Source organism: Burkholderia sp. BKH01 (assembly GCF_025685725.1).
Classification (GTDB): Bacteria; Pseudomonadota; Gammaproteobacteria; order Burkholderiales; family Burkholderiaceae; genus Burkholderia; species Burkholderia pyrrocinia_C.
On record NZ_JAOTQT010000031.1, the window covers coordinates 44,113 to 59,864 of the forward strand.

Annotated in this window: 15 protein-coding genes and 1 tRNA gene; 9 read left to right on the forward strand and 7 right to left on the reverse strand. The window is 66.6% G+C overall.

Translation table 11 applies throughout. From position 1 onward, the window contains the following. Nucleotides 1-2: 2 nt before the first annotated feature. The 3 genes from obgE to rplU form a co-directional block, all read right to left on the reverse strand. Nucleotides 3-1,115: a GTPase ObgE gene (gene obgE, locus OEJ37_RS30745; RefSeq protein WP_152858933.1), complete on the reverse strand. Its 1,113-nt coding sequence runs from the start codon at nucleotides 1,113-1,115 to the stop codon at nucleotides 3-5. Nucleotides 1,116-1,301: 186 nt separating this feature from the next. After that, the gene (rpmA, locus tag OEJ37_RS30750; protein ID WP_006476999.1) at nucleotides 1,302-1,565 is read right to left on the reverse strand and encodes a 50S ribosomal protein L27; all 264 of its coding nucleotides are present in this window, start codon (nucleotides 1,563-1,565) and stop codon (nucleotides 1,302-1,304) included. 24 nt (nucleotides 1,566-1,589) lie between these two features. Continuing rightward, nucleotides 1,590-1,901, reverse strand: coding sequence for a 50S ribosomal protein L21 (gene rplU / locus OEJ37_RS30755; RefSeq protein ID WP_006025184.1), 312 nt, complete (start codon nucleotides 1,899-1,901; stop codon nucleotides 1,590-1,592). A gap of 210 nt (nucleotides 1,902-2,111) precedes the next feature. Here rplU and OEJ37_RS30760 point away from each other — a divergent pair, with 210 nt between their 5' ends. The 9 genes from OEJ37_RS30760 (at nucleotide 2,112) to OEJ37_RS30800 (ending at nucleotide 10,057) form a co-directional block, all read left to right on the forward strand. After that, nucleotides 2,112-3,107 (forward strand): polyprenyl synthetase family protein, encoded by a 996-nt coding sequence (locus OEJ37_RS30760; protein ID WP_034182656.1) that lies wholly within the window; start codon nucleotides 2,112-2,114, stop codon nucleotides 3,105-3,107. Between the two features lie 180 nt (nucleotides 3,108-3,287). Beyond that, a tRNA-Pro gene (locus tag OEJ37_RS30765) sits at nucleotides 3,288-3,364 on the forward strand. A 141-nt stretch (nucleotides 3,365-3,505) separates the two neighbouring features. After that, the gene (locus OEJ37_RS30770; protein ID WP_174420907.1) at nucleotides 3,506-4,798 is read left to right on the forward strand and encodes an HlyC/CorC family transporter; all 1,293 of its coding nucleotides are present in this window, start codon (nucleotides 3,506-3,508) and stop codon (nucleotides 4,796-4,798) included. Between the two features lie 112 nt (nucleotides 4,799-4,910). Beyond that, on the forward strand, nucleotides 4,911-6,188 hold the full coding sequence (locus tag OEJ37_RS30775; protein ID WP_263348517.1) for a GspE/PulE family protein: 1,278 nt from the start codon (nucleotides 4,911-4,913) through the stop codon (nucleotides 6,186-6,188). A 2-nt stretch (nucleotides 6,189-6,190) separates the two neighbouring features. Further along, nucleotides 6,191-7,396 carry a type II secretion system F family protein gene (locus OEJ37_RS30780; protein WP_263348519.1) on the forward strand — a complete coding sequence of 402 codons (1,206 nt, stop codon included), beginning with the start codon at nucleotides 6,191-6,193 and terminating at the stop codon, nucleotides 7,394-7,396. A gap of 45 nt (nucleotides 7,397-7,441) precedes the next feature. Further along, entirely contained in the window at nucleotides 7,442-8,353 is a 912-nt protein-coding gene (locus tag OEJ37_RS30785; RefSeq protein WP_174420904.1) for a prepilin peptidase, read from the forward strand. 1 nt (nucleotide 8,354) lies between these two features. Then, nucleotides 8,355-8,963, forward strand: a complete 609-nt coding sequence (gene coaE / locus OEJ37_RS30790) for a dephospho-CoA kinase (RefSeq protein WP_174420903.1) — start codon at nucleotides 8,355-8,357, stop codon at nucleotides 8,961-8,963. Between the two features lie 109 nt (nucleotides 8,964-9,072). Continuing rightward, a complete protein-coding gene (zapD, locus tag OEJ37_RS30795; protein ID WP_034182650.1) occupies nucleotides 9,073-9,828 on the forward strand; it encodes a cell division protein ZapD in 756 nt (251 codons plus the stop codon). A 28-nt stretch (nucleotides 9,829-9,856) separates the two neighbouring features. Next, a complete protein-coding gene (locus tag OEJ37_RS30800; RefSeq protein ID WP_174420902.1) occupies nucleotides 9,857-10,057 on the forward strand; it encodes a DNA gyrase inhibitor YacG in 201 nt (66 codons plus the stop codon). 60 nt (nucleotides 10,058-10,117) lie between these two features. Here OEJ37_RS30800 and OEJ37_RS30805 read toward each other — a convergent pair whose 3' ends face one another. The 4 genes from OEJ37_RS30805 to secA form a co-directional block, all read right to left on the reverse strand. Beyond that, nucleotides 10,118-10,576 (reverse strand): NUDIX domain-containing protein, encoded by a 459-nt coding sequence (locus OEJ37_RS30805; RefSeq protein WP_174420901.1) that lies wholly within the window; start codon nucleotides 10,574-10,576, stop codon nucleotides 10,118-10,120. Continuing rightward, nucleotides 10,573-11,442, reverse strand: coding sequence for an ATP-binding protein (locus OEJ37_RS30810; RefSeq protein ID WP_152864753.1), 870 nt, complete (start codon nucleotides 11,440-11,442; stop codon nucleotides 10,573-10,575). Before OEJ37_RS30810 ends, OEJ37_RS30805 begins: the two co-directional genes overlap by 4 nt. Before the next feature lie 19 nt (nucleotides 11,443-11,461). After that, a complete protein-coding gene (gene argJ, locus OEJ37_RS30815) occupies nucleotides 11,462-12,703 on the reverse strand; it encodes a bifunctional glutamate N-acetyltransferase/amino-acid acetyltransferase ArgJ (RefSeq protein ID WP_174420900.1) in 1,242 nt (413 codons plus the stop codon). A gap of 144 nt (nucleotides 12,704-12,847) precedes the next feature. Continuing rightward, nucleotides 12,848-15,646, reverse strand: coding sequence for a preprotein translocase subunit SecA (gene secA, locus OEJ37_RS30825; protein ID WP_174420899.1), 2,799 nt, complete (start codon nucleotides 15,644-15,646; stop codon nucleotides 12,848-12,850). Between the last annotated feature and the right edge of the window lie 106 nt (nucleotides 15,647-15,752).

Here is a 15,752-nt window from a genome sequence, read left to right on the forward strand (position 1 = left end):
GCTCAGGCGTCGTCGCCCGGCGTTGCACCGCCGTTCGGAGGCGGCGCGTCGCGGAAACGCACGTCCGCCGCGAGATCTTCCGCCTCCGCCGCGCGATGCGCGTCCGAATGCTCGGACAGGTAATCGTAGATCGCGTAGCACAGCGCCTCGCAGCCCTGCCCCGTCAGCGCCGAAATCTCGAACACGGGGCCGTCCCAGCCGAAGCGGTCGAGGAAATCCGCGACGCGCGCCTCGCGCTCGTCTTCCGGCACCATGTCGAGCTTGTTGAGCACGAGCCAGCGCGGCTTCTCGTAGAGCGCCTCGTCGTACTTGCGCAACTCGCCGACGATCGCGGTCGCTTCCGCGACCGGATCGACGCTTTCGTCGAACGGGGCGAGATCGACAAGATGCAGCAGCACGCCGGTGCGCTGCAGGTGCCGCAGGAACTGATGCCCGAGGCCCGCGCCTTCGGCTGCGCCCTCGATCAGCCCCGGGATGTCGGCGATCACGAAGCTCTTGCTCGGGCCGACGCGCACCACGCCGAGATTCGGCGCGAGCGTCGTGAACGGGTAGTCGGCGATCTTCGGCCTCGCGTTCGACACCGACGAGATGAACGTCGACTTGCCCGCGTTCGGCATGCCGAGCAGGCCGACATCGGCGAGCACCTTCAGCTCGAGCTTCAGCATGCGCCGCTCGCCGGGCTTGCCGTCCGTCTTCTGGCGCGGCGCGCGGTTCGTGCTCGACTTGAAATGCAGGTTGCCGAGGCCGCCGGCGCCGCCCTGTGCGAGCATCACCTGCTGGTCGTGCTCGGTCAGGTCGGCGATCAGCTCGCCGGTATCCATGTCGCTGATGATCGTGCCGACCGGCATGCGCAGCGTGACGTCGTCGCCGCCCTTGCCGTAGCAATCCGAGCCGCGACCGTTTTCGCCGTTGCGCGCCAGGTGCTTCTTCGCGTAACGGTAGTCGATCAGAGTGTTGATGTTGCGGTCGGCGATCGCGTAGACGCTACCGCCCCGGCCGCCGTCGCCGCCGTCCGGCCCGCCGAACGGGACGAATTTCTCGCGGCGCATCGACGCGCTGCCATCGCCTCCGTCGCCGGCGATGACTTCGATTCGTGCTTCGTCAATGAACTTCATTCGTCACTCCGCCCAGTATTTCCGCTATTGTGCCGCGCGCCGGCGTGCTTGAACAATCTGCCGTTCGGCCGATCGTACGCCGGTTGCGCGACGGTCGCCGGAACGCACATGCGCCCGGCGGCCAAATAAAAAAGGCCCCGCGAAGACTGCGGGGCCTTTCGGCTCGAAGCCCGTGGGTGCCTGAACTTAGGCAGCCGCCGGAACAACGATGACCAGATGCTTCTTGTCCGCGCCCTTCGTCGCGAACTTCACGTGACCGTCGACCAGCGCGAACAGGGTGTGATCCTTGCCCATGCCGACGTTCTCGCCTGCGTGCATGCGCGTGCCGCGCTGACGCACGATGATGCCGCCGGCGTTGATTGCCTGGCCGCCGTACACTTTCACGCCGAGACGTTTCGACTCGGAGTCGCGGCCGTTCCGGGAAGAGCCGCCTGCCTTTTTGTGTGCCATCTGATTGCTCCTTTACCGAGGCGCTTACGCGTTGATCGCGTCGATGCGCAGCTCAGTGTAGTTCTGGCGGTGGCCGCCATGCTTTTGGTAGTGCTTCCGGCGACGCATCTTGAAGATGGTGACCTTGGCATGACGACCGTGCGACACAACGGTGGCCTTGACGGAAGCCCCACTGACCAGCGGCGTACCGAACTTAATCGATTCGCCTTCGCCCACTGCGAGAACCTGGTCGAGCGTGATTTCAGCGTCAATGTCAGCCGGTATCTGTTCTACTTTGAGTTTTTCGCCAACGGCAACCTTGTACTGCTTGCCGCCGGTTTTTATGACCGCGTACATTGAGAACCTCACTCTGGATCCAATTTTTCCGCACACCACGCGCGGAAAACACGTGATTATACATGGGGTTAGCACCCAAGTCAAAACCGATCGACGATTGCCGTACGCCAGCCTCGGCCGAACGGCCAAAATCGCTGCGGCGGCGCGTCCGACAGACCGGGAGATCTCGGATTCGACTTATAATCCGCGGCATCACCCAATTCCATCATCATGTCGTCGTCCACCGCCTCCCCCACCCTCAGCGCCGCCCACCTGCTCGCTCCGATCACCAGCGACATGGAGCAGGTGAATCGCGTTATCCGGCAAAGCCTCGCGTCCGACGTGCTGCTGATCAACCAGATCGCCGAGTACATCATCGGCGCGGGCGGCAAGCGGCTGCGTCCGGCATTGCTGCTGCTCGTCGCCGGTGCGCTAGGCGAGACGTCGCACCAGCGGCACGTGCTGGCCGCCGTCGTCGAGTTCATCCATACGGCCACGCTGCTGCATGACGACGTCGTCGACGAATCCGAGCTGCGCCGCGGCCGCCAGACCGCCAACGCACTGTTCGGCAACGCCGCGAGCGTGCTGGTAGGCGATTACCTCTATTCGCGCTCGTTCGAAATGATGGTCGGCGTCGGCAAGATGCGCGTGATGGAGATCCTGTCCGAAGCGACGACGATCATTTCCGAAGGCGAGGTGCTGCAGCTTCTCAACATGCACGACGCGGACGTCGACGAAACGCGCTACATGCAGGTGATTCGCTACAAGACGGCCAAGCTGTTCGAGGCGTCGGCGCGCCTGGGCGCGGTGCTCGCCGGCGCCGATGCGCCGACCGAGGCCGCCGCCGCCGAATACGGCCGCCGGATCGGCACCGCGTTCCAGATCATGGACGACTGGCTCGACTACGCGGGCACCGTCGAGGCGATGGGCAAGAATGCCGGCGACGACCTGCGCGAAGGCAAGCCGACGCTGCCGCTCATCTACCTGATCGAACGCGGCACGCCCGAACAGTCGGCGCTTGCACGCGAGGCGATCGAACAGGGCGGCACCGATCGCTTCGACACGATTTTCGAAGCGATCACGCGCTCGGGCGCGCTGGATCACACGCTCGAATGCGCACGCCAGGAAGCGCAGGCGGCAGCGGCAGCGATCGCCGCGTTCCCCGATTCGATCTATAAGGAGAGCCTGCTCGCGCTGTGCTCCTACTCGACGTCGCGGCAGTCGTAAACGCATTGCGTGCGTCGTCGCCACTGCTGCGACGACGCACGTTCGACATGGTGGGATCACCAGTCTCGAAAAATTTCTTCTCCAAGGTATTCCATTTTCGAAGAAACGTCGTTATAGTTATGTTCTTGCTTGACGACGCAGCGGTCTTGAAGAAGACTGCGAAATCGGAAGAGTCCAAATCGGGGTGTAGCTTAGCCTGGTAGAGCGCTACGTTCGGGACGTAGAGGCCGGAGGTTCGAATCCTCTCACCCCGACCAGATTTGAAAAAACCGTGCACTGCGTGCACGGTTTTTTTTCGTCCGGCCGCTGCGGGCCCATCGTGTCGCGCGCGACACATCGCGGTCGCCGGCCTCTGCTATATTCCCCACATCCCTGTCCTTCACTGCCCTTTCCGACGCGTGGACCAAATTCCCTTATGGGCGCAAATCGGCGCCGTCTTCCTGCTTCTCCTCTGTTCCAGCTTCTTTTCCATTTCCGAGACCGCGATGATGGCGCTCAATCGCCATCGGCTGAAGCATCTCGCCGGCCAGGGCGCGCTCGGCGCGAAGACCACCCAGGGGCTTCTCACGCGCACTGACCTGCTGCTCAGCGTGATCCTGATCGGCAACAACCTGTTCAACACGATCATCCCGGTCCTGACGACGTCGCTCGCGCTGCATACGTTCGGCCGCAACAACCTCGCGCTGTCGATCGCGACCGGCATCGTCGCGTTCCTGATCATCGTGTTCGCGGAAATCGCGCCGAAGATCGTCGGCGCGACCTTCCCCGAACGCATCGCCCTGCCCGCGAGCCTCGTGATCGCACCGCTGATGCGCGTGTTCAAGCCGGTCGTCTGGTTCGTCAACGCGCTCGCGAACGGCGTGCTGTGGGTGCTGCGCATCAACACGAAGAAGGGCCGCGACCAGCGGATGTCGGCCGACGAGTTGCGGGCCATCGTGCTCGAGTCGAGCAGTTTCATGCCGACCAAGCACCGCAGCATCCTGCTCAACCTGTTCGATCTCGAGAACATTACGGTCGACGACGTGATGGTGCCGCGCCGCCAGATCGAATCGCTCAACTTCTACGCACCGCTCGACGACGTCCTGCACGAGCTCGAAACCTGCTATCACAACCGGCTCGTCGTCTACGAGGGCGACATCGACAAGGTGCTCGGCGTGCTGCACGTGCGCAAGACGCTGACCGCGCTGCACAACCAGGAGTTCGACCGCGAAACGCTGCGCTCGCTGCTCGCCGAGCCGTACTACGTGCCGTCGGGCACGCCGGTGGTTCAGCAGCTCCAGTATTTCCAGGAGACCCGGCAGCGTACCGCGCTCGTCGTCAACGAATACGGCGAACTCGAAGGGCTCGTCACGCCCGAAGACATCATCGAGGAGCTGATCGGCGAATTCACAACGTCGATGCCGCGCAGCGAACGCGCGGGCGGCTGGGACGAGAACGGCGAATGCATCGTCACGGCCGGCATGCCGCTGCGCGAACTGAACCGCTGGTTGCACCTGAAGCTGCCGACCGACGGGCCGAAGACGCTGAACGGGCTGATTCTCGAAACCCTCGAGGAAATTCCGGAAGACGACGTGTGCCTGAAAATCGGCGACGTGATGCTCGAGGTGATGCGCAGCGACGACCAGGCCGTGCGCACCGTCAAGCTCTTCAAGCCGCGCGGCACGCGCACCGCACGCACCGCCCTGCGTTAGGGCCTGTTATCAGCGGGAACAGGCCCTAACCAAACGGCCGACTGCCGGCGCCGCCCGCGATACGCGACCATCTGCGGGTCACGTTCAACAGGCGGCCGATGCGCCGGCTCACATGCATTTCCCTCCTCCCGGGGCGCCGCTGCGCACGCAGCAGCCGCCCGCCCACTCCGATGTGCCGCCCGCCGCCGCGCCACACGCGCTCGACGCGGCCCAGCTCGACGACGCACCGGCCGTGCGGCTGCTGACCGACACGCTTCATGCGGCACGCGTGCGCGACGCGTCCGACATCCACGTCGAACCATTCGAAGCCGGCTGGCGCATCCGGCTGCGCATCGACGGCGTGCTGCACGAACATGCACGGCCGCCGTTACACCTGCGCGACGCGCTCGTCACACGGATCAAGGTCCTCGCGCGCATGGACATCGCCGAGCGTCGACTGCCGCAGGACGGCAGGCTGCGCATCGCGATCGACGGCGGCACACGCGGCGACTACCGCGTCAGTTCGCTGCCCACGCTGTTCGGCGAAAAGCTCGTGCTGCGGCGCCTCGAAACGCTGCCGCCCGATCTCACGCTCGCCCGCCTCGGCTTCGACGCGCAGCAGGCGGCCGCGATGGAGGCCGCGATACGCGCACCGCACGGCCTCGTGCTCGTCACGGGCCCGACCGGCAGCGGCAAGACGCTGTCGCTCTACTGCGCGCTGCAGATGCTCGATCGCGACGCGCACAACGTCTGCACGGTCGAGGATCCCGCCGAGATCCAGCTCGACGGCATCAGCCAGGTCGGTGTCGCCGAAAAGGTGGGGCTCACGTTCGCGACGGCGCTGCGCGCGCTGCTGCGGCAGGATCCGGACATCATCATGGTCGGCGAGATTCGCGATGCGGAGACGGCCGACGTCGCGATCAAGGCCGCGCAGACCGGCCATCTGGTGCTGTCGACGCTGCACACGAACGACGCGCCGGCCGCCGTCGCGCGGCTGCTCGACATCGGCGTCGCGCCGTACAACCTCGCGGCCGCGCTGCACCTCGTCACCGCGCAGCGCCTCGTCCGGCGCTTGTGCGTCGCCTGCCGCGTGCACTCGGACGCACCGGCGCGCGTACTGCGGGAAGCCGGCTGCGACCCGGCCGCTCTGGCGGCCGGATGGCGGCCGTTCGTCGCGCGCGGCTGTTCCGCGTGTCACGGCATCGGCTATCGCGGCCGCATCGGCCTGCATCAGACGATGCCGGTATCGCCCGCGCTGGCGGAACGCATCGTCGCGCGGGCGAGCGTCGGCGAACTCGCGCAATGTGCGGCGGCCGAAGGCGTGCGCAATCTGCGCGACGCGGCATTCGCGCGCGTCCGCGACGGCACGACCAGTATCGCGGAAGCCGTCGCCGCGACACCGGCGGCGTGAGCATGCGCACGCCGCCGCGTGAAACCCGCTTCGCGTGGCGCGGCCGCCGCCGCGACGGCACGCCGCGCCGCGGAACCATCATCGCCTTCGACGCCGCGGCTGCGCGCGCCGCGCTCGCGCGCGACGGCATCGCGGTGCTGTCGCTCGACACCGGCGGGCCGGCCCGGCCGCCGACGGCCGGCGCACGCGACATCACACGCTTCACGCGCCAGCTCGCGAGCCTGCTGCAGGCAGGGCTGCCGCTCGCGCCGTCGCTCGAGATGCTCGCGCGTACGCGCACGCGCGACGGCGTGCCGCGCATCGCCGCGGGTCTCGCCCGCGAAATCGTCGGCGGGCAGCGTTTCGCCGATGCGCTCGCACGCTATCCAGCGCAGTTCGGCACGCTGTATCGCCAGTTGATCGAGGTCGGCGAAGCGTCCGGCTCGCTCGGCATCGTGCTGACACGGGTCGCGGAACACCGCGAGCGCGCCGACGCGCAGTGGCGCAAGCTGCGTGCCGCGCTCGCGTATCCGGCAGCCGTCATCCTGTTCGCGCTCGCGATCTCGGCTGCGTTGATGGTGTGGGTCGTGCCGACGTTCCAGCAGATCTTCGACGGTTTCGGCACCGCACTGCCGGCGCCGACCCGCGCACTGCTTGCGCTGTCCGCCGCGCTGTCGGCGTGGGGCGGCGTGCTCTTGGCCGCTGCCGCGGCAACGGCGCTTGCCGCCCATCACGCGCTTCGGCGGTCGGCGCCGCTGCGCCATGCGCTCGCGCGGCGCCTGCTGCACGCCCCGCTCGCGGGCAGCGCGCTCACGCGGTTCGCGGCCGCACGCTGGTGCCGCTCGCTTGCGACACTGCTCAGTGCCGGCGTCCCGCTCGCAGACGCCTTCGCCACGCTCGAGCGCACGGCCGGCCATCCGGTGTTCGAGCAGGCCACCGCGCACATCGCTGCACGCGTGCTGCGCGGCGCGCGTCTCGCCGACGCGATGCAGTCGGTCGGCTGCTTTCCGGACGACGTCGTGCAACCGATCGCCGTTGCCGAGGAGACCGGCGCGCTCGACACGATGCTCGCCGACCTCGCCGCGCTGTGCGAACGCCAGCTCGACGCGCGTCTCGAGACGCTCGCGGCGCTCGGCGAACCGCTGATCGTCATCGTCCTGGGCGCACTCGTCGGCGGTCTCGTGATCGCGATGTACCTGCCCATCCTTCAGCTCGGCAACGTGGTGTAGCATCGCAACCGATTCTGTCGCCTTTTAGTCCGAACCTTGAGCCTCATGACGCCCGCGCCCCTGTACGCCGTTCCCGATTCGCCCCAGAGCACGCTGCTCGCGCTGGCGATGCTGCCGCCCGCGCTGCAGTATGCTTTCGCGGTCGTCATCGGCCTTTGCATCGGCAGCTTCCTGAACGTGGTCGTGCACCGGCTGCCCGTGATGATGCAGCGCGCATGGCAGGCCGAGATCGCCGAAGCGACCGGCAACGCCGGCAGCGCCCCCGACGACGGTTATCCGCCGCGCTACGATCTGTGGCGCCCGCGCAGCGCATGCCCGCATTGCGGCCACGTGCTGCGCGCATGGGAAAACATCCCGCTTGTCAGCTACCTGATGCTGCGCGGACGCTGCCGCCGCTGCGGCCACGCGATCGGCATCCGTTATCCGCTCGTCGAACTCGCGTGCGCACTGCTCGCCGCCGGCTCGCTCGCCGCGTTCGGCCCGACCGTTGCCGCGCTTGCCGCCTTCGCGCTATGCGCCGCGCTGCTGGCGATGAGCGCAATCGATATCCGCACCGGCTACCTGCCCGATTCGATGACGCTACCGCTCCTCTGGGCCGGGCTCGTGCTGAACCTCGGCGGCACGTTCACGTCGCTGCGCGCGGCCGTGATCGGCGCAATGGCCGGCTACCTGTTCCTGTGGTCGATCTACTGGCTGTTCAAATGGTTGCGCGGCATCGAGGGCATCGGCTTCGGCGACCTGAAGCTGCTCGCCGCGCTCGGCGCATGGATGGGCTGGGCCGCACTGCCGCAGGTCGTGCTGTTCGCCGCGGTGACGGGCGCGATCGTCGGGCTCGTCGCGACCTGGCGCGGCCGCATGCGCTTCGAGGAGCCGATTCCATTCGGCCCGTTCCTCGCGGCGGGCGGCGTCGCGACGCTGTTTTTCGGCACCCCCTTCTATGCGGCGCTCGGAGGCTGACATGTTCGCAGTAGGACTCACCGGCGGCATCGGCAGCGGCAAGACGACCGTCGCGGACCTGTTCGGCGCCCGCGGCGCATCGCTCGTCGATACCGATCTGATCGCCCACCGCATCACCGCGCCGGGCGGCCTCGCGATGCCTGCGATCGAACAGGCATTCGGCCGCGGCTTCGTTGCCGCGGACGGCTCGCTCGATCGCGCGAAGATGCGCGCACTGATTTTCGGCGACGACGACGCGCGCCGGCGCCTCGAAGCGATCACGCACCCGCTGATCCGCGCGGAAACCGATCGCGAGGCGCGCGAAGCGCAGGGCCCGTACGTGATGTTCGTCGTGCCGCTGCTCGTCGAGTCGGGCAACTGGAAGGCGCGCAGCGATCGCGTGCTCGTCGTCGACTGCCCGGTCGAGACGCAGATCGCGCGCGTGATGCAGCGCAACGGGTTCACGCGCGAGCAGGTCGAGGCGATCATCGCGAGACAGGCGACGCGCGAAGCCCGTCTCGCGGCGGCCGACGACGTGATCGTCAACGACACGACGACGCCCGATGCGCTCGCCGCGCAGGTCGATGCACTGCACCAACGCTATCTCGGGTTCGCGGCCGCCGCGCAGTAAGCTTCGCGCGCAATCGTGATGGCGTACGAAATTGGTGCGTTGCTAGGGTAGAGAGTGAGCATTAGAATGTGCTGCATTGTTTCAATTCCTACCCAAGAGGCGAGCGCGCTTGATTCTTTACGAGTATCCGTTCAACGAGCGAATTCGCACGCTGCTGCGCCTCGAAGACCTGTTCGAGCGCTTCGCGTTCTTTTTGGCTCAGGAGGACCCGCGTGAACACCACGTCGCGCTGACGACGCTGTTCGAAATCGCCGAGGTAACCGGCCGCGCGGACCTGAAATCGGATCTGATGAAGGAGCTCGAACGTCAGCGCCAGACGCTCGCCCCCTTTCGCGGCAATCCGGGCATCGAGCAGAACGCGCTCGAAGCCGTGCTCGGCGAAATCGAGCAGACGCTCGCGAATCTCGCGCAGATGCAGGGCAAGACCGGGCAGCACCTCATCGACAACGAGTGGCTCGCCAGCATTCGCAGCCGCGCGGTGATTCCCGGCGGCACCTGCAAGTTCGACCTGCCGTCGTACTACGCGTGGCAGCAATGGCCCGCCGAGCAGCGACGCCAGGACATCGCGAAGTGGATCATGCCGATGCTGCCGCTGCGCGACGCCGCGTCGATCGTGCTGCGCCTCGCGCGCGAATCGGGCCAGGCGTCGAAGGTCATGGCGATGCAGGGCAGCTACCAGCAGATGCTGTCCGGCCGTACGTACCAGTTGATGCAGGTGCGCGTGCCGCCGGAGTTGCGCGTCATTCCCGAAGCGAGCGCGAACAAATACATGTTGTGGGTACGGTTCACCATGCAGGACGGCGATGTGCGGCCGCGCGCGGTGGACATCGACGTGCCGTTCCATCTGACACTGTGCAATCTGTAACGGCCGCGTGCCGGATCGACGCTTTCGTATGACTACCGTTGTGAAATGCCCGTCCTGCGGCGCCGAAGTGCGCTGGGCCCCTGAAAATCAGTTCCGCCCGTTCTGTTCGGCTCGCTGCAAGCAGCTCGACCTTGGCGCCTGGGCTGCGGAAAAGTACCGGATCGGCGGTACGTCCGACGAAGGCCCTTCGTCGGAAGAAGACGGCACGGACGGCCGCCCCGACAGCTGAGCGGCGCGCGGCACCGCCCGCCGGCGATATGGCCCGCCTTTCAGGCAGGCCGCCGCGGCATCATTGCGACGCCGCTTCCTTCTCGAGCAGTTCGAGCACCGGCAGCGCCGCCGGCAGTAGCGGCGCGACGTCGACCGGCAATTGCTGCCACACGAACGCCTGCCCTTCCTTGCTGTGCGGCTCGCCGGTCCAGCCCGTCACCTTGCAGAAATAAAGCCGCACGTACGCATGCGGATAATCGTGTTCGAGCGTGTGCCAGCGATGGCTCGCCGTGACGACGATGCCGAGTTCCTCGTGCAGTTCACGCGCCAGCGCGTCCTCGACGCTCTCGCCGGCCTCCAGCTTGCCGCCCGGAAACTCCCAGTAGCCTTCATACGGCTTGCCCTGCAGCCGCTGCGCGAGCAGATAACGGCAGCGGCCGACCGTGCCATCCGGCTGCACCATCACGCCGACCGCGACTTCCGTCACCTTGCGGCCATCCGGCGCGCGCACGGCGCCCTGTGCGAGATCCGTGCTCATGCCTGCTCCTTGCGACCCGACCAGTCACGCGCGAATTGCCACGCAACGCGTCCCGACCGCGAACCGCGCTCGAGCGCCCACACGAGCGCGTCGCCGCGCGCGGACTCGATCTCCGCATCCGCGCAGCCGAAATGACGCAGCCAGTGCGCGACGATGCCGAGGTAGTCGTCCTGCTTGAACGGATAGAAGCTGACCCACAGGCCGAAGCGCTCCGACAGCGAGATCTTCTCCTCGACGACTTCGCCGGGGTGAATCTCGCCGTCCGGGAGATGCTTGTACGACTCGTTGTCGCTCATGTACTCGGGCAGCAGATGGCGGCGGTTCGACGTCGCGTAGATCAGCACGTTGTCCGACTGCGCGGCGATCGAGCCGTCGAGCGCGACTTTCAGCGCCTTGTAGCCCGATTCGCCTTCCTCGAACGACAGGTCGTCGCAAAACACGATGAACCGCTCCGGACGCTGCGAGATCAGCTCGACGATGTCGCCGAGATCGTGCAGGTCATCCTTGTCGACTTCGATCAGGCGCAGCCCGTCCTTCGCATACGCGTTCAGGCACGCCTTGATCAGCGACGACTTGCCGGTGCCCCGCGCGCCCGTCAGCAGCACGTTGTTGGCCGGCTTTTGCTGCACGAACTGCCGCGTGTTCTGTTCGATCAGCCCTTTCTGGCGATCGATGTTGTGCAGGTCGCCGAGCGTGATCGACGACACTGCCGGCACCGCCTGCAGGTAGCCGCGCCCCTGGCGCTTGCGCCAGCGGAACGCGTGCGCGGCGTTCCAGTCGACGGCCGCCGGCGCGGGCGGCAGCATCCCCTCGAGACGGCCGAGCAGCGCTTCCGCGCGCGTCAGAAACTGTTCAAGCTTGTCCATGTCGTTCGAACGCTCCCGATCAGGAACGGTAATCCGCGTTGATGCTCACGTAATCGTGCGACAGGTCGCACGTCCACACGGTTGCCTGCGCGTCGCCGCGGCCGAGCAGCACGCGGATCGTGATTTCGCTCTGCTTCATCACGCGCTGGCCGTCCTCTTCCTGGTAGGCCGGATTGCGGCCGCCCGCCTTCGCGACTAGCACGTCGTCGAGATAGAGGTCGATCTTGCCGACGTCGAGATCCGCGACGCCCGCATAGCCGATCGCCGCGAGAATCCGGCCAAGGTTGGGGTCGGATGCGTAGAAAGCCGTCTTCACGAGCGGCGAATGGCCGATCGCGTATGCGATCTGGCGGCATTCGGCAACGCTCTTGCCGCCTTCGACCTGCACCGTCATGAATTTCGTCGCGCCTTCGCCATCGCGCACGATCAGTTGCGACAGCACCTGCGCGACTTCCGTCACCGCATCGCGCAGCGCCGCATAGGCCGGCGAATCGGTCGACGTGATAGCGGGCAGCGTGCTCTTTCCCGACGCGATCAGGATGAACGAGTCGTTGGTCGACGTGTCGCCGTCGATCGTGATGCAGTTGAACGAGCGATCGGCGACTTCCTTCACGAGCGTGTCGAGCACCGGCTGCGCGACGTTCGCATCGAACGCGAGGAAGCCGAGCATCGTCGCCATGTTCGGCTTGATCATGCCGGCGCCCTTGCTGATGCCCGTCAGCGTGACCGTGTGGCCGTCGATCGCGACCTGGCGCGACGCGGCCTTCGGCAGCGTGTCGGTCGTCATGATCGCCTGCGCGGCGTCAAACCAGTTCGCGGCCTTGCGGTTCGCGAGCGCGGCCGGCAGGCCGGCCTTCAGGCGGTCGATCGGCAGCGGCTCGAGGATCACGCCGGTCGAGAACGGCAGCACCTGCGCCGGCTCGATGCCCGCGAGGCGCGCGAGTTCCGTGCAGGTCTCGCGTGTGTTCACGAGGCCCGGCTCGCCCGTGCCGGCGTTCGCATTGCCCGTATTCACCACGAGCGCACGAATGCCCGCGCCGCCAGCGCGCACCTTCGCCAGGTGCTCGCGGCAGACGGTGACCGGTGCGGCGCAGAAACGGTTTTCGGTGAACACGCCCGCGACCGTCGCCCCTTCGTCGACGGAGATGACCAGCACGTCCTTGCGATTCGGCTTGCGGATGTTCGCTTCCGCCCAGCCGAGCGTGACGCCGGCGACGGGATGCAGTTGGGCGGGATCGATCGACGGAAAATTGACAGCCATGGGGCACACCTGCCGGATGGAAAATGCCGGCACACGCCGGCATCGATTGGAAGAACCGGCGGCCGCACGCGCGGGCCGCCGCAACTCACATCACTCACTCGAAGCTGCGAACGAAGCGGCGCGCGTGGCGCGCGCCGCCGTCGATCATGACAGCTTCCCGTGACAGTGCTTGTACTTCTTGCCGCTGCCGCACGGGCACGGATCGTTGCGGCCGACCTTCGGCAGCTCGCCGCCGGGGCCGCTGTGGGCCATTGCGCTGCCGACCATGTCGGCCGTCGCGGCAGCAGCCGCAACGGCCGCCCCGCCGGCCACCGGCGCGGCGGCTTCGGCAAACTCGGCGTGCTGGTACTCGACGTTCTCGAGATGGCCGCTGCGCTCCTCGATCTGCTCGGCCGCTTCCTCGAGCTGCTCCGGCGACTGGATCTGCACGTTCATCACGATCCGCGTGACTTCCTGCTTGATCGCGTCGAGCATCGCGGCGAACAGCTCGAACGCTTCGCGCTTGTATTCCTGCTTCGGGTTCTTCTGCGCATAGCCGCGCAGGTGGATGCCCTGGCGCAGGTGATCGAGCGCCGCGAGGTGTTCGCGCCACAGACGGTCGACCGTCTGCAGCATCACCGAACGCTCGAACGCGCTGAACGATTCGCGGCCGACCATCGCGACCTTGGCGTCGTACTGCTCGTCGGCGGCCGTCATCACGGCATCGAGAATCTCCTCGGCCGTGATCGACGACGACTCGTTCACCATTTCCTGGATCGCGAGGTCGAGCTGCCAGTCGTTGCGCAGCGCTTCCTCGAGCTCGGGCACGTCCCACTGCTCCTCGATGCTGCCTTCCGGCACGAACTGGCGGACGACTTCGGCAATCACGCCGTGGCGCATCGCGGTGATCGTCTCGGTGATGTCGTGAGCTTCGAGCAGTTCGTTGCGCTGCTGGTAGATGACCTTGCGCTGGTCGTTCGACACGTCGTCGTATTCGAGCAGCTGCTTGCGGATGTCGAAGTTGCGCGCTTCGACCTTGCGCTGCGCGGATTCGATCGAACGCGTGACGATACCGGCCTCGATCGCCTCGCCTTCCGGCATCTTCAGGCGATCCATGATCGAGCGTACGCGGTCGCCCGCGAAGATGCGCAGCAGCGGATCGTCGAGCGACAGGTAGAAGCGCGACGAGCCCGGATCGCCCTGGCGACCCGCACGGCCGCGCAGCTGGTTGTCGATCCGGCGCGATTCGTGGCGCTCGGTGCCGATGATGTGCAGGCCGCCCGCGGCCTTCACCTGCTCGTGCAGCGCTTCCCACTCGTCGTGCAGCTGCTGGATGCGGCGCGCCTTCTCGTCGGCCGGGATCGCTTCGTCGGCCTCGATGAACGCGGCCTGCTTTTCGGCGTTGCCGCCGAGCACGATGTCGGTGCCGCGGCCGGCCATGTTGGTCGCGATCGTGACGCGCTTCGGACGGCCGGCTTCGGCGACGATCGCGGCTTCACGCTCGTGCTGCTTCGCGTTCAGCACTTCGTGCGGCAGCCCGGCCTGCGTCAGCAGGTGCGACAGCAGTTCGGAGTTCTCGATCGACGTCGTGCCGACCAGCACCGGCTGGCCGCGCTCGTGGCAGTCGCGGATGTCGCGGATCACCGCGTCGTAACGCTCCTTCGCCGTCTTGTAGATCTGGTCCTGCTTGTCGATCCGCTTCGGCGGACGGTTGGTCGGGATCACGACCGTCTCGAGACCGTAGATCTCGTTGAATTCGTACGCTTCGGTGTCCGCGGTACCCGTCATGCCCGCGAGCTTCGCGTACATCCGGAAGTAGTTCTGGAACGTGATCGATGCGAGCGTCTGGTTCTCGCTCTGGATCTTCACGTGTTCCTTCGCCTCGACGGCCTGGTGCAGGCCGTCGGACCAGCGGCGGCCGGCCATCAGGCGGCCCGTGAATTCGTCGACGATGACCACTTCGCCGTTCTGCACGACGTAGTGCTGGTCCTTGTGGAACAGCGTGTGGGCGCGCAGCGCCGCATACACGTGGTGCATCAGCGTGATGTTCTGCGGCGCGTACAGGCTCTCGCCATCGCCGATCAGGCCCCATTCGGCGAGCAGCCGCTCGGCCTTCTCGTGGCCCGATTCCGTCAGGAACACCTGGCGCGACTTCTCGTCCAGCGTGTAGTCGCCCGGCTTCTCGACGCCCGTGCCGTCGGCCTTCTCCTCGCCGATCTGGCGCTCGAGCAGCGGCGGCAGCGCGTTCATCCGCACGTACAGTTCGGTGTGATCCTCGGCCTGGCCCGAGATGATCAGCGGCGTGCGCGCCTCGTCGATCAGGATCGAGTCCACTTCGTCGACGACCGCGAAGTTCAGTGCCCGCTGCACGCGCGCGTCGGTCTCGTAGACCATGTTGTCGCGCAGGTAGTCGAAGCCGAACTCGTTGTTCGTGCCGTACGTGATGTCCGCCGCGTAGGCCTGCTGCTTCTGGTCGTGCTCCATGCCGGACAGGTTGATGCCGACCGACAGACCGAGGAAGTTGTAGAGACGCGCCATCCATTCGGCGTCACGCTGCGCGAGGTAGTCGTTGACGGTCACGACGTGCACGCCGCGGCCGGCCAGCGCATTCAGGTACACGGGCAGCGTCGCGACGAGCGTCTTGCCTTCGCCGGTACGCATTTCCGCGATCTTGCCGTAGTGGAGCACCATGCCGCCGATCATCTGCACGTCGAAGTGCCGCATCTTCAGCACGCGGCGGCTCGCCTCGCGACAGACCGCGAACGCTTCGGGCAGCAGCTTGTCGAGCGACTCGCCGGCCGCGACCCGCTGGCGGAATTCGTCCGTCTTGCCGCGCAACTGGTCGTCCGTCAGCTTCTCGATCTGCGTTTCGAGCGCATTGATCGTCGTGACGGTCTTTTGGTATTGCTTGACGAGCCGCTGGTTGCGGCTGCCAAAAATTTTCTGGAGAAAACCGGTTGTCATCGGATCGGATCCTGCGTCGCAGCACCGGCGTCCGGCGCGTGTTGCGCGCCTCGACGCCCGAGCCTCGGCGGCTTAGCGAATTAGTGGACTCAAACGGTGAATTTTA

Bases quoted from the DNA above. Each gene is read 5' to 3' on its own strand.
- rplU (WP_006025184.1), bottom strand. From the start codon at position 1,901: ATGTACGCGGTCATAAAAACCGGCGGCAAGCAGTACAAGGTTGCCGTT.
- rpmA (WP_006476999.1), bottom strand. From the start codon at position 1,565: ATGGCACACAAAAAGGCAGGCGGCTCTTCCCGGAACGGCCGCGACTCC.
- OEJ37_RS30760 (WP_034182656.1), top strand. From the start codon at position 2,112: ATGTCGTCGTCCACCGCCTCCCCCACCCTCAGCGCCGCCCACCTGCTC.
- secA (WP_174420899.1), bottom strand. From the start codon at position 15,646: ATGACAACCGGTTTTCTCCAGAAAATTTTTGGCAGCCGCAACCAGCGG.
- coaE (WP_174420903.1), top strand. From the start codon at position 8,355: ATGTTCGCAGTAGGACTCACCGGCGGCATCGGCAGCGGCAAGACGACC.
- obgE (WP_152858933.1), bottom strand. From the start codon at position 1,115: ATGAAGTTCATTGACGAAGCACGAATCGAAGTCATCGCCGGCGACGGA.
- argJ (WP_174420900.1), bottom strand. From the start codon at position 12,703: ATGGCTGTCAATTTTCCGTCGATCGATCCCGCCCAACTGCATCCCGTC.
- OEJ37_RS30805 (WP_174420901.1), bottom strand. From the start codon at position 10,576: ATGAGCACGGATCTCGCACAGGGCGCCGTGCGCGCGCCGGATGGCCGC.
- OEJ37_RS30800 (WP_174420902.1), top strand. From the start codon at position 9,857: ATGACTACCGTTGTGAAATGCCCGTCCTGCGGCGCCGAAGTGCGCTGG.
- OEJ37_RS30780 (WP_263348519.1), top strand. From the start codon at position 6,191: ATGCGCACGCCGCCGCGTGAAACCCGCTTCGCGTGGCGCGGCCGCCGC.
- OEJ37_RS30810 (WP_152864753.1), bottom strand. From the start codon at position 11,442: ATGGACAAGCTTGAACAGTTTCTGACGCGCGCGGAAGCGCTGCTCGGC.
- OEJ37_RS30775 (WP_263348517.1), top strand. From the start codon at position 4,911: ATGCATTTCCCTCCTCCCGGGGCGCCGCTGCGCACGCAGCAGCCGCCC.
- OEJ37_RS30785 (WP_174420904.1), top strand. From the start codon at position 7,442: ATGACGCCCGCGCCCCTGTACGCCGTTCCCGATTCGCCCCAGAGCACG.